This window comes from Desulforamulus reducens MI-1 (assembly GCF_000016165.1).
GTDB classification, from domain to species: Bacteria; Bacillota; Desulfotomaculia; order Desulfotomaculales; family Desulfotomaculaceae; genus Desulfotomaculum; species Desulfotomaculum reducens.
Genome location: NC_009253.1, coordinates 1912225 through 1924944, shown reverse-complemented (window position 1 = coordinate 1924944; position 12720 = coordinate 1912225). Strand labels below are relative to the sequence as shown.

Genomic DNA, 12720 nt, shown 5'->3' with positions numbered 1-12720 from the left:
CTTTCATACCAATTAAGCCCAGATCATACACATAATAGTGGACTATCTGGCTTGACCAGTACGAAAGGAAAATAGGCATGTCTCGACAATCTTTTATAACTGGTGCTTTGATTTTACTTTCAGCAAGCTTTATTAATAGAGTCATTGGTTTTGTTTATCAAATGGTTATTATCCGACTAATTAAACCCGAAGGAATCGGCTTATTCAATATGGTTTTTCCCATTTACATTTTAATTTTGGTAATGGCAACGATGGGAATACCCGTTGCCATTTCTAAACTTCTTGCAGAGGAAATGGCAAAAAATAATATACATGGTGCAAAAAGGATTTTTAAAATTTCTTTGTCTATTTTGTTTGTCTCCAGTGTGTTCTTTACTGTATTATTATTTTTCTGTGCTCCACTACTAACCAAATACCTGTTTCCAAACCCCAAGGTATATTATATCTTTCTGTGTCTTGTTCCAGCAATCATTGTGGTTTCCATTTGCTCAGCCTTCCGTGGTTATTTTCAGGGACTGCAGCAAATGACACCCACTGCCATTACGCAAACCCTTGAACAATTCGTGCGGGTTGTCTCCGGTCTGTTCATAGCCTATCTCCTACTGCCTAGGGGCGTGGAATATGCTGCCATGGGTGCCGCTTTAGGTGTAGTGATTGGCGAGTTTACTGGGTGTTTAACAATCATCTATCTTTACTTTAACCATCAAAGACCCCATGCCTTTGGAAAACATAGGCTTTACGAGCCCTTTAAAACAACCATTTCAAGAATATTTGGGTTGGGCATACCAGTTACCTTAATGCGCTTCTTCAGCACCCTGCTTCTGTCAGTGGAAGCAATCTTAATACCTCAGAGACTGCAAGCAGCAGGTATGTCTGTGGGCGAAGCAACATCAGTCTATGGCCAACTGGTTGGCATAGCACAAACTTTGTTATACACTCCTTCCATGATAACCATTGCTCTGGCCACAGCTTTGATTCCCGCCATTGCAGATGCTCTGGCCCTTGAAAACTACAGGCTAGTACAAAATCGAACAGCCAAGGCATTGAGAATCACCATTGTGGTTGGTTTACCTTGTGTTGTATCTTTTCTTTTAATTCCCAATGAGATGTGCGGTGTGCTCTTTGGTTATGCAGAGTCCGGAACTATTTTAGCTGTGCTAGCCATTGGGGGACCCTTCTTATATTTTCAGCAAACAACTACTGGAATATTACAAGGAATGGGTGAAGCCATGAAACCATTTAAGAACATGGCTATTGCTTCTGTTTTTAAAATACTGGGCCTATATTACTTAACATCCATTCCCCACTTTGGCGTTCTGGGTGCTGCAGCGTCTTTAAATCTTGGATTTATTTTGATGGCCTTGTTAAATTATATTGATCTTCGAAAACTAATTGGTTACCAAATTCATTGGTCTCATGATATTGTTAAACCCGTTCTTTCCTCGGTAGCCATGGCAATATTTATTTGGAAAATAAAAATGCTCTTCTCATTTTCTTCACTTGTGACTTTGCTTGTGGCTTTACCTGCGGGTTGTATTATCTATGTTTTGATTTTGTTTTTGTTGGGAGGACTCCACCGTAATGACTTTAAATTAATAAAAAACATAATTAACAGACGTTTCTAAACTTTTTTTGGTCAAAACACCAAAATCTTTGCGTAATATTATTCTCACCAGTATCACATACTAGGATCACAGAAAGGAAATAATATAATGTTTGATTTTGATAATTCTAGTCTTATTTCCTAAACTAATCTCAAAAGGTAACCTTCCCCTTCCTTTGCCGAATGCAGGCCTTTTGGTTAAATCAACTTTTACGTGATTTTAACCAGTGGGATGAATATTCGGACAATAAAATTTATCCTTATAAGGAGGAATCGATATGGGAAGAGAAAAGGTAATGAATTGGAAAATGAAACATTATGCTGCCAGCCAGCAGGGAGTAGAGGGTTTAATTGAAGGGGAGCATAGTGATTACGGAAATTTGACTTCCCGACAGTGTGGCAACTTTGTAAAAATTGCGTTAGCAAGGGCCAATGAATTAGTATAAAAAAGCCCTCTTAGCAGAGAGCTTCTTACGTTACTTGGTCGGCAACCAGCCGGCCAATTTCTTTTTATAAGAGTAATCCGTAAGATCCAAATGTAAAGGTGTAACCGAAACGTATCCGTCATTAACAGCTGCTGCATCGGTTTCAGGATCATCGTCATCAAGATTTTGTGGTTCTCCTGCCATCCAAAAATAGGTCTTGCCTCTTGGGTCTACCCGTTTGTCAAAACACTTTATGTAGCGTCGACGTCCCAAGCGTGTAACTTTGATACCCCGTCCGTTATAGTTGTTGGGAATATTAATGTTTAGTAACATCCCTTCTCCCATGGGATGTTCTTTTAACATTGGAATAAAATCTTTCATAAAGTCGGCTGCCACTTGATAGTTAAGTTCTTCCCAAGCTGCCAGAGACACTGCAATGGCTGGTACATGATTTATGATGGCCTCATAGGCAGCTGATACGGTACCGGAATATAAAACATCGGTACCAAGATTTGGACCCAAATTAATGCCTGATACAACTAGATCCGGTGGATTCTCCAGAAGAGATTCTAAGCCCAATTTAACACAATCTGCAGGAGTACCATCGATGACCCATCCCTTTGCATGACCCGATTTAAACGGATGCACCTTTGCTCTTAAGGGCCTAGTAACAGTAATGCCATGACCGCAGGCACTTCTTTCGCGATCCGGGGCCACTACATATACTTCAGATGCAATGGTCTCCATAGCTTTTCTAAGTTGACCTATGCCGTCTGCATAAATTCCGTCATCGTTAGAAATTAGTATCCGCATTACTACCTCCTATGTTTCATAAATAGAAATGGTCATGTTACCGTCCTTACCTTTAGTTAAACCAAAAATCACTTGTTTTTCCTTTAATGTTCTATTGAGAAAGTCTACCACTTTATACATTTCTTTATAGTTTTCAAAACTCTTTTGGGCAATAAGCTCTAATTTATCTGGTTTGTTGTTTTCAATACTCACTAAGTTTTCCTCCGATTTCAACTAACTTTTCATAATTAGGCTCATGGCTTCAGCACGGGAGGCTTCATTCTTTTTGAAAATACCCCTTACTGCAGAAGTTACCGTTCTGGCCCCCGGTGATCTTACACCTCTCATGGACATACAAAGATGCTCTGCTTCCACTACAACCACAACTCCATAGGGGTTTAAACGCTTCATAATTGCATCAGCTATTTGTTTGGTTAGACGTTCTTGAAGTTGGGGGCGACGAGCATACCCATTTACTAACCTTGCCAGTTTGGATAATCCTGTCACATTTCCATTCCTAGGAATATAACATACATGGGCTTTGCCAATAAAGGGTATAAGATGGTGCTCACACATGCTGAACAAGCGTATATCTTTAACAATTACCATTTCCTCATGTTCTTCGGAAAAGGTTTTTCCTAAGTGCTCCTCTGGATCTTCCCCAAGACCAGCAAATATTTCTTGGTACATTCTGGCCACCCTGGCCGGCGTCTCCTCTAACCCTTCTCTGTTGGGGTCTTCACCAATTGCTTCTAGAATCATTTTCACAGCTTTTTCGATTTTCGGTAGATCAAACATTGCATCAACTCCTCTACAATTGCCCCATCATCAGGTGGGTTTGCGGAATGACTCTGACATTTTTAATTGCACTTAGGGCAAGCTCCTGAAACCTGAGTATTGAATCGTTGGTTGGGGGTAAAACTCCCCCCTTCGGAGTAACAGGCTGAAATACCAATTCAATATTCGGGTCAATGCTTTGAATTATCTCAATGGCACGCTCTAGCTCATGGGAGTTTGTTTTATTTGAAACGACGATCTTTACATAGACATCCCTTTGGGAGGCCACTTTTAGAAACTCCCTGTGCAGTTCCCAGGGAGTTTTTTCCTTGGTGGCGCTCTCCAATTTAATATCCATACTAATCATATTACACAAATTAATTACAGACGCTAATTCTTCCGGTAATGTTCCGTTGGTTTCTAAATAAATTCCTTTACGAGTGCCCTGAAGGGCAGGCACTAAACGAGTAATATAATCATGATATATGAGGGGTTCACCACCCGTTAGACTAATGGAATGATGATGAGAAAGATTGTAATACTGCTTGATTAGTTCAGACAGTCTTTCGGGTTTTACAGGATTTGCTACTTGTATAAAATCCCTTTGACCCGGTGTTTTTTCCATAGTAAAGTATTCTGGCCTTGGGTTGGTAGGTGTGTCACAGAAGGCACATTTCCAGTTGCAACCGGCAAAACGGATAAAAATTTGGCGTAAACCTACATAGGGACCTTCTCCCTGCACCGAAGAAAATATTTCCACAAAATGTGCTCCTAACAAACTAGTTTACCCCCTTAACTTTACAACGGGCCATTCTAATGCTTTTGATTTCATCAGAATATTTTTGAGCTATCAAAGCACCCAGGGACAGGCAATTCTCTGCTGATAACCCCAAATCCACTAAACCTATGGCGGGTACCGGGGTATTTATGGAGGAAATGTTTAACCCCGTATGAATCATAGTAGAAACTGGGCTAGCTGTGGCAATGGACACAGATAGTTTTAGGTTTTCCCTATAGAGGTCATCACCCTTTCTAGAAAACCGGACTCCTGTCTTATCTTCTAGAATCTCTTTAATAATAGCAATAAAAAGCCTCTGACGAATAACAGTACTTTCTAAGTGCTGGTCAAAATGTTCGATAATAAAGTGTAACATGTCTTCACTAAAAATAGGAGCGTTTTCCCGAACATCTGCCAGATCAACCATTTCTGTCAAAGCCACCTGACAGCCACCCCGGAAGCAAAGAATGCTATCTCCTTGTACCCCAAAATTACGAAAGGCAAATAAGGATGATAGTTGGGTACCATTATAGGTTAAGGGTTCTTTCAAAACATGGGCTAACAAACTACTCACCTCTATTATTCAGTCATTAAAAAATTCTGTGGGAGGTTTAACCCTAGAGAATGGAAGGCACGAATCATGCGCTGGCAACTCTCACATTTACCACACATCAGAGCCTCCCCACGGTAACAACTCCAAATTAACTCCCAGGGGAGTTGCAGTCTTTGCCCTAAGGCTACGATATCTTTTTTATTGAGACGTCCGGTATAACTTAAAACCTTAACCTGATTGGCAGTGGAATATTGCATTGCTGCACTGGCAGCCAGGGCAAATTCAGGCGTATTATCTGGAAAGGTTGCTGCTTCCTCGCAATTAAAGCCCGCAACTACTATTTCACAGTGCAGGGTTTCGGCAAAACACGCCGCTATATTAACAAATAAACCATTACGATTTGGCACCCAAACCTCTGCTGCAGTTTTACCAGCAAGCTCAAGTTGGTCCAATTCCTCGGTTTTTGGTTCAGGTAATTGGCTTTCACTACGAACCAGAGCAGTTTTGGTGATCTCCGCCAGCCAAGGTAATTCTATAACCCTATGGGGTATGGCATAATACCGGGCTAATTGCGCCGCAGCCGCAATTTCTTTATGGGCAGCTCTTTGTCGATAGTTTATGGTAAGAGCCAGTTTAACATTACCCTCAGTCCTGGCAAAGGCCAAGTTTACGGCTGAATCCAAGCCGCCCGATAATAATACAACACTATTCATTTTAAAAATCCTCCCGATAAGTGGCATAGGCATCAGGGGACTCCCAAACAGAAACTTCCTTTAATTTCACTCCCATTTGAATACTTGATATTCTTTGAGCCAATGTTTGAAAAATATAATAGGATAAATTCTCTGCTGTAGGATTTACTCCATCTTCTCCAAAGCCAGGTAAATCATTTATATATGAATGGTCAAATTCATTGATGATAGTGGCCAGTTGTTTTTTGATATCCTTAAAATCAATCAGCATACCTAGTTCATTTAACTCTTTACCAAAAACTTTAACTTCAACGGTCCAGGTATGTCCATGAAGTCTGGCGCAATCACCGGGATAACCACAAAGAACATGGGCAGCGGAGAATTTGTTTTTTACTGTTAGTTCGAACATGTGTCTTCCTCCCTTAAAAATAGTATTTCTCCCGGCTCTAAACTTTACTATATTTCTCTTCAACCCCCGTTCTCCCTGCTAAATATAACAAAAAAATTGTAAATCAATAAAAATTTTACAGAAATACAAAACTTCCGCAAGTTTGTATACTCTGTAAACACAAACAGGCGAAAGCTTGATTTGATTTCCTTATACTAATTTAAAATTTGGTTCTTTCGCTATACCTATAACAAGAATATATCAGCCGGCTAATCCCAATCCTAATGCCTTTCCATAACATTTAGTAGCTTCTTTCATATTTCCTTGTTGTGCTAATAGTTCACCACGCAAACTCCAGGCTGGATAGTTGTTTGGTGCATCCTTTAAAATCCTAGATACAATATTATGAGCATCTTCATATCGGCCTAAATTAACCAGACAATATGCGTAATTAAGGAGAAAAGTACAGTTATTAGGGGATAAATCAATTGCCTTTTCAAAATTGAACAAGGCATCGGAAAATCTATTAGTATTTTCCAGACAAATTCCCAAATTATTATATAAAGTTGCGTCCTGGGGATACACTTTAATGGCACTTTGATAGCAACCAATGGCCTCATCTACTTTACCTAAATAGTTATAACAGGATGCTAAATTACTTAACAAAGTTAAATCATTTGGTAGGTATTGACGAGCAACTTCATAACAAGCCAAAGATTCTTCATAACGTTCAAGATGAAACAAGCTATACCCTTTGTTATTTAATAGAGCTGGGCTACTGTATCCCGTAGCCTGTACCTCCGTATAATAGTCTAGGGCTTCTGCATGTCGATTTAATTTACTTAAGGCAAGACCCGTGTTAAGCAAAATAACTTGGTCATTTCCTCCTAAAGCTATGGCCTGATGGAAGCACGTAAGGGCCTCCCGATATCTTCCATTTCCCAATAGACAAAGTCCACTGTTGTTAAATTCAGAAATTTTATCACCCATCGGTGCTTCGAAAAATAGGTTAGCTTCCTCTGGGGACTCAGAGTTTTCTGGTAAGTCCCGTCGGTTTGTTTTGAGACCCTGTTTATTTGCCCTTTCTAACCAATAAATAAAACTTCCAGGACCGAGACCAGAGGCTGCTTTTTTACAATGCAGTGCAGCTTGATCAATTTGCCCCAGCTTTAAATATAGTCGACTTGCACGCAAATGCAGACCTGCCTTGTTTTGGCTGTATAACAAAGCTTTTTCTATGGAACGTAATGCAGGCTTACCAGCGCCAGCTACCTCAAATATACAGGCCAGAATTTGATAAAAATTAACCTTATTAAAGGTATTAACAATCAACTCTTTTGGCTTCCACATCCTAGCACCGCTCCTTATATCAATTTTTAGATATAAAGTTCTTGATTATAATTTACTTTTCCTTCCAAATATACCTATATTCGTATGTCAAATCACTCTGTGTTTTGACAATATTCACGTAAAAAAATAACTATTATTTCTAGAAATTCAACATTCCATAAACAAGACCTAAGGTGTATATTATAGCTAGATAATAATAAGGAGTAGATAGTTCATGCATATAATGACAACTCTGGACAAAGATTTGGAATCCTTTCAAGCTACTTTAGAAGGCTTGGTAGAGCAACCCCTTTGTTTCATTAAGCATGTGCTGTTTCCCAATTGCATTTACTTAACTTCTAATGAAGAACAAAATGTTAAATCTGAGGAGGAAAGGTTTTATCTAATATTTGAAATTAAAAATGACCATAAAGGTTTTCGGCAGGCTAAAATTCATTTTTTTCAATTGCCTCAGCAAATGAGGAACAAACATTTAGGTACAAAGGTATACCTCTTATTAGAAAATTACCTAAAACTCCAAAGTTGTTTATCCATTGAATTAGAAGCTATGGTTAACTCACTAAACCCTGGAGATAACTCCGTTGGCTTTTGGAGCAGGCAGGGTTTTTTGCCCAGCGCCTTCTATGCCTTTAACGATGAGAATTTTCCCATGGTAAAGAGGTTCAATTAGCTACAGTTTATTTTTATGTTTATTCCTTTAACACATTAAGAATCTAAAAGCTGTCTCCCCAAAACGTAGATTTTTCATATGTTAAAATATTTGTGAAAAGTAACGCCGTTTTCCTGTAGTTTAGGATAACGGCGTTATTAATAGCTTCGAGGTTATTGATACTACTGAATATTATGAAATATTTAGGAATATGAATGTATAGACAAATATTATATGGTACTTTATAATTGTTAATCAATTACCGCTAATGGGGAAGTCCGTGAGAATCGGACACAGTCGCGCTACGGTAACGGAAGGCCTTAATGGCAAGTCCGGAGTCCGAATACCATGGTAATTGCTAATTTTTTGTCGCGTTAACAAAAAAGGAGGAGTTAAATTGTACACAGGAGCAACTACTTATGTGGTGGGTTTCCCGAGAATCGGAGAACAAAGAGAACTAAAAAAAGTCCTCGAGCGTTATTGGGATCAAAAAACGAGTTTTAGTGAGATTGACGAGATTGCAAAAAACTTACGGCGAAGACACTGGTTGTACCAAAAAGAGGCAGGTATCTCTTTTATTAGTAGTAATGATTTTAGTTTATATGATAACATGCTTGATACGGCAATAATGTTAAATGCAGTTCCTGAAAGATTTAGTAATATCCATGACAAGCAAGAGCTTTATTTCGCGATGGCTCGAGGAACGAATAATACTGTTGCAATGGAAATGACTAAGTGGTTTAATACCAATTATCACTATATTGTCCCCGAACTTTCCGATACCATGAACTTTTCATTATGTGCAGATAAAATAATTAATGAGTATCGGGAAGCAAAAGAATATGGCCTTCGGACAAAAATTAACTTAATTGGGCCAATAACATTTTTGTCTCTTTCCAAGCCTGTTGACGGTAATCAAGATACCTTGGAACTTTTGCCAAAGATTTTGCCTTGTTATGTTTCTCTTCTCAAAAAAATTGCGGATCTTGATGATGAAGTATACATCCAATTTGACGAACCGATCGTTGTAAAGGATATCGACAGACGAACACTAAATCTGTTTTACTTATGCTATAAAGAATTATCCAACGTGAGTAACAGGCTTAGACTGATCGTAATGACTTATTTTGATCATGCGGTGGAGGCTGTAAAAATACTATCTGATATTCCAATTTACGGTATAGGCCTTGATTTTGTTTATGGCCAGGAAAATCTTAAAGTCCTGGACTCCTTGAATGGAAAAAAACTGATTGCAGGTGTTATCGATGGAAGAAATATTTGGAAGAATAACTATCATAATACATTGACTTTACTAAAAGACATCGAAAAAAATGTTAAAAAAGAGGATATCATCCTTTCCACGACCTGCTCTCTTCTACATGTCCCTTATTCTTTAAAGCATGAAAATCATCTGGACAAAGATATTAAATCCTGGATGAGTTTTGCTCGAGAAAAACTTGACGAACTATCGGATCTCGCAAAATTGTTTTTTGTTGAAAATAATTCAGAAGATATCCTGACAATTCTTGAAAATAATCAAAGAATCTTTAGAGAAAAGCAACAATCTTCGAAAGTAATAGACCCTATAGTGCGAGAACGGGTAGGTAACATTAAAAGGAGAGAAAGAGATGGCTCTTTTAATGACAGAAATGAAGCACAGAGAAAAAAGTTAGACCTACCATTACTTCCAACAACAACCATTGGTAGCTTTCCTCAAACAGAAGAAATTAGAAAGCTACGACGGGATTTTAAAAATAATGTTATTTCTCAAATAGAATATGACACAGGAATTAAGAACTACATTGATTCATGTATTCAATTTCAAGAAGATATTGGGCTGGATGTTTTGGTACATGGCGAACCAGAAAGAAATGATATGGTAGAGTATTTTGGCGAACGGCTTTCAGGTTTTGTTTTTACGCAAAACGGCTGGGTACAAAGCTATGGCAGCAGATGCGTAAAGCCAACGGTTATCTTTGGTGATGTCAGTAGACCAAAACCAATGACCATTGATACCATTTTGTATGCTAAAAGCAAAACCAATAAAATTGTAAAGGGAATGTTAACAGGACCTGTTACCATTCTTAATTGGTCCTATTGTCGAAGTGATATGGAACGTTCTGCTGTTTGTGAACAGATTGCGTTGGCCATTAGAGATGAGATTAATGACCTTCAGAAGGCAGGAATCAAAATTATTCAGGTTGATGAAGCCGCATTCAAAGAAGGATATCCTCTACGAAAAGAAAAAGTTGCATATTATGAAAATTGGGCTGTTAAATCTTTCAAATTAGCCGTTAGCTCTGCTGCCATAGAAACACAAATCCATACTCATATGTGTTACAGTGACTTTAATGATATTATTCATACCATAGAAAAGATGGACGCAGATGTTATTACCATTGAAACGTCCAGAAGCGGCAACAAACTGTTAACTGTTTTTGCAACTCGAGGGTATAAAAATGAGATTGGCCCTGGCATTTATGATATTCACTCGCCTAGAGTTCCATCTGTTGAAGAACTGGAAGAGAAGATTAGAAACTTAATGTTAGTTTTGCCACCGTCAAAACTGTGGATTAATCCTGACTGTGGCCTTAAAACTCGCAAGTGGGATGAGATAAGATGGAGTTTGTCTAATATGGTGAAGGCAGCACAGCACATTAGACTAGGATTGCAAAGGGTGATGTTTGTTTAGATGCAAGGCAAGGCAATGATGCCTTGCCTTGCATCTGTCTTTAACAGCAGACTAATTTAACTTTCTCATATTTTGATTTTAAAAGGTGGATTAACATGATAAGAGAGTATTTGAAGAACAATATTCTTATTACAGATGGTGCAATGGGAACGTATTACGCCCAAATTACCGGAAAATATAATGTATTTCCCGAATTCGCAAACATTAACGAGCCTGAAATAATTGAAAGAATTCATACTGAATATATAAATGCCGGGGCAAAATTGATAAAAACAAATACTTTTTCTGCTAATAGCAGGGTCCTCAAAATTCCGAAATCAGAAGTGAAAAAAATAGTTCTAGCTGGCCTGGATCTAGCGAATAAAGTTGCCCAAGGTAAAAGCATTTTTATTGCTGCCAGTATAGGACCAATTCCTGAGATGTTTGACAAAATGGAAACTGATCAAGAAAACAGTTTGGACGAATACAAATTTATAGTGGATATTTTCCTAAACTCAGATATCAAAATATTTATGTTTGAAACCTTTAGTGATGTTAGTGATCTTTTAGAAATCACAAAATATATCAAAGTAAAAGATAGTTCGGCATTTATTGTCACACAATTTGCAACAACCCCAGAAGGTTTTACCAGAAAAGGCTTAAGTAATAAGCATATCATAGCTGAAGTGAAAAAGAGCAAAAGTATTGATGCTTATGGATTCAATTGTGGTGTTGGACCTACTCATTTATTTAATTCCTTGAAGAAACTAAACTTTGCAGATGATATGGTAGCTGCAGCTCCCAATGCGGGATATCCAGAGATTGTACATGAACGAATGGTATATATTCAAAACCCTAATTATTTTGCCGAAAAAATGAAGGATATCAGTGGACTAGGCGTTAAGATTTTAGGAGGATGCTGTGGCACAACTCCAATTCATATAGAAAAAATGTCTGAACTGATTCAATCATACTTAAATGCACCCATTCCTAAGCAGCAAATTTCTGCAAAACCAAAGGTTATTATAGACAGGGAAAAAACTGATGGCTTTTTTGAAAAAATGAGAAAGGGTAAATTTGTTATAGCTGTAGAATTAGATCCGCCATTTAATGCTGATACAGATTTAATTTTGCAGAATGCCTGGATTTGCAAAGACCATGGAGTTGATGCAATCACTATAGCCGATTCTCCCATGGCAAGAGCGAGGGCAGACTCTATCATGATTGCCGCCAAAATCAAAAGAGAAGTTGGCATAGAGGTTTTGCCTCATCTTTGTTGTCGTGATAAAAACTTAAACGCCCTGAAATCCGCCCTTTTAGCTGGCTACATCGAAAACATCAGAAATGTGTTAGCTATAACGGGCGATCCTGTTGCTATAGCTGATAAGAATGATATTAAGGGTGTATTTAACCTTAATTCCATGAAATTAATTCAACTTATTTCTACAATGAACAAAGAACTTTTTCCTGAAGATCCAATCAATGTGGGAGGAGCATTAAACTTAAACCTATTGAAACCAGAAGCTGAGCTGGCTAAAATGGTAAAAAAGATCAATAGTGGAGCAACTTTTTTTCTAACTCAACCTATATTCGAGGATTATGTAATAAATATATTACGCCTAATAAACAAAAATGATGGTATTAAAATCTTAGGTGGTATTATGCCTCTTGTAAGCTATAAAAATGCTCTATTTTTGAATAATGAAGTGGCGGGTATTAAAATACCGGAAAGAATAATAAATAAATATAATAGTAATATGGGAAAAGATGAAGCTGAAATTATTGGAATTGAAATAGCTGTAGAAATTGCTAATAAAATTAAAGAAAGCGTTGATGGTTTTTATTTTATTACACCATTTAACCGAGTTGAAATGATTATGAAGATTATTAAAAAATTAAAATGCTTTCACTAAGGTACAAAAACCTATAACCTAAAGCAAATACCCTAGAAAATAAAAACTGGCTTTTCTTCTCTCAAAAACTCCTTGGTATATAAAATTCACTTTTTGTAAGTACCAGCTAAGTTGAACAGATTAGAGAAC

13 protein-coding genes and 1 riboswitch are annotated in these 12720 nt (G+C 37.8%); of the genes, 5 read left to right on the top strand and 8 right to left on the bottom strand.

What is annotated here, in order from left to right; all coding sequences use genetic code 11:
• The first annotated feature begins 77 nt into the window (after positions 1-77).
• Together spoVB and DRED_RS09425 are read left to right on the top strand one after the other, a co-directional pair.
• A complete protein-coding gene (gene spoVB / locus DRED_RS09430) occupies positions 78-1625 on the top strand; it encodes a stage V sporulation protein B (RefSeq protein WP_011878100.1) in 1548 nt (515 codons plus the stop codon).
• A 256-nt stretch (positions 1626-1881) separates the two neighbouring features.
• Positions 1882-2049, top strand: coding sequence for a hypothetical protein (locus tag DRED_RS09425; RefSeq protein WP_041274558.1), 168 nt, complete (start codon positions 1882-1884; stop codon positions 2047-2049).
• 30 nt (positions 2050-2079) lie between these two features.
• Here DRED_RS09425 and surE read toward each other — a convergent pair whose 3' ends face one another.
• The 8 genes from surE to DRED_RS09385 form a co-directional block, all read right to left on the bottom strand.
• Positions 2080-2841, bottom strand: a complete 762-nt coding sequence (gene surE / locus DRED_RS09420) for a 5'/3'-nucleotidase SurE (RefSeq protein ID WP_011878099.1) — start codon at positions 2839-2841, stop codon at positions 2080-2082.
• Between the two features lie 9 nt (positions 2842-2850).
• A complete protein-coding gene (locus DRED_RS09415; protein WP_011878098.1) occupies positions 2851-3033 on the bottom strand; it encodes a YpmA family protein in 183 nt (60 codons plus the stop codon).
• Positions 3034-3054: 21 nt separating this feature from the next.
• On the bottom strand, positions 3055-3618 hold the full coding sequence (folE, locus tag DRED_RS09410) for a GTP cyclohydrolase I FolE (protein ID WP_011878097.1): 564 nt from the start codon (positions 3616-3618) through the stop codon (positions 3055-3057).
• 13 nt (positions 3619-3631) lie between these two features.
• Entirely contained in the window at positions 3632-4375 is a 744-nt protein-coding gene (locus DRED_RS09405) for a 7-carboxy-7-deazaguanine synthase QueE (RefSeq protein ID WP_011878096.1), read from the bottom strand.
• A gap of 1 nt (position 4376) precedes the next feature.
• A complete protein-coding gene (locus tag DRED_RS09400) occupies positions 4377-4940 on the bottom strand; it encodes a DUF366 family protein (RefSeq protein ID WP_011878095.1) in 564 nt (187 codons plus the stop codon).
• A 14-nt stretch (positions 4941-4954) separates the two neighbouring features.
• The gene (gene queC, locus DRED_RS09395) at positions 4955-5641 is read right to left on the bottom strand and encodes a 7-cyano-7-deazaguanine synthase QueC (RefSeq protein WP_011878094.1); all 687 of its coding nucleotides are present in this window, start codon (positions 5639-5641) and stop codon (positions 4955-4957) included.
• A gap of 1 nt (position 5642) precedes the next feature.
• A complete protein-coding gene (gene queD / locus DRED_RS09390) occupies positions 5643-6029 on the bottom strand; it encodes a 6-carboxytetrahydropterin synthase QueD (RefSeq protein WP_011878093.1) in 387 nt (128 codons plus the stop codon).
• A gap of 240 nt (positions 6030-6269) precedes the next feature.
• Positions 6270-7358, bottom strand: coding sequence for a tetratricopeptide repeat protein (locus DRED_RS09385; protein ID WP_011878092.1), 1089 nt, complete (start codon positions 7356-7358; stop codon positions 6270-6272).
• 214 nt (positions 7359-7572) lie between these two features.
• Here DRED_RS09385 and DRED_RS09380 point away from each other — a divergent pair, with 214 nt between their 5' ends.
• From DRED_RS09380 to DRED_RS09370, 3 genes are all read left to right on the top strand, one after another.
• Entirely contained in the window at positions 7573-8028 is a 456-nt protein-coding gene (locus DRED_RS09380) for a hypothetical protein (RefSeq protein ID WP_011878091.1), read from the top strand.
• Positions 8029-8232: 204 nt separating this feature from the next.
• Positions 8233-8365: riboswitch (cobalamin riboswitch) on the top strand.
• A 39-nt stretch (positions 8366-8404) separates the two neighbouring features.
• Positions 8405-10699: a 5-methyltetrahydropteroyltriglutamate--homocysteine S-methyltransferase gene (gene metE, locus DRED_RS09375; protein WP_011878090.1), complete on the top strand. Its 2295-nt coding sequence runs from the start codon at positions 8405-8407 to the stop codon at positions 10697-10699.
• Between the two features lie 95 nt (positions 10700-10794).
• On the top strand, positions 10795-12591 hold the full coding sequence (locus DRED_RS09370; protein ID WP_011878089.1) for a bifunctional homocysteine S-methyltransferase/methylenetetrahydrofolate reductase: 1797 nt from the start codon (positions 10795-10797) through the stop codon (positions 12589-12591).
• Positions 12592-12720 lie beyond the last annotated feature (129 nt).

What these genes read in the sequence shown, in the direction of transcription:
- queC (WP_011878094.1), bottom strand. Translation starts at nt 5,641, where the DNA reads ATGAATAGTGTTGTATTATTATCGGGCGGCTTGGATTCAGCCGTAAAC.
- DRED_RS09370 (WP_011878089.1), top strand. Translation starts at nt 10,795, where the DNA reads ATGATAAGAGAGTATTTGAAGAACAATATTCTTATTACAGATGGTGCA.
- spoVB (WP_011878100.1), top strand. Translation starts at nt 78, where the DNA reads ATGTCTCGACAATCTTTTATAACTGGTGCTTTGATTTTACTTTCAGCA.
- folE (WP_011878097.1), bottom strand. Translation starts at nt 3,618, where the DNA reads ATGTTTGATCTACCGAAAATCGAAAAAGCTGTGAAAATGATTCTAGAA.
- surE (WP_011878099.1), bottom strand. Translation starts at nt 2,841, where the DNA reads ATGCGGATACTAATTTCTAACGATGACGGAATTTATGCAGACGGCATA.
- queD (WP_011878093.1), bottom strand. Translation starts at nt 6,029, where the DNA reads ATGTTCGAACTAACAGTAAAAAACAAATTCTCCGCTGCCCATGTTCTT.
- DRED_RS09380 (WP_011878091.1), top strand. Translation starts at nt 7,573, where the DNA reads ATGCATATAATGACAACTCTGGACAAAGATTTGGAATCCTTTCAAGCT.
- DRED_RS09425 (WP_041274558.1), top strand. Translation starts at nt 1,882, where the DNA reads ATGGGAAGAGAAAAGGTAATGAATTGGAAAATGAAACATTATGCTGCC.
- DRED_RS09385 (WP_011878092.1), bottom strand. Translation starts at nt 7,358, where the DNA reads ATGTGGAAGCCAAAAGAGTTGATTGTTAATACCTTTAATAAGGTTAAT.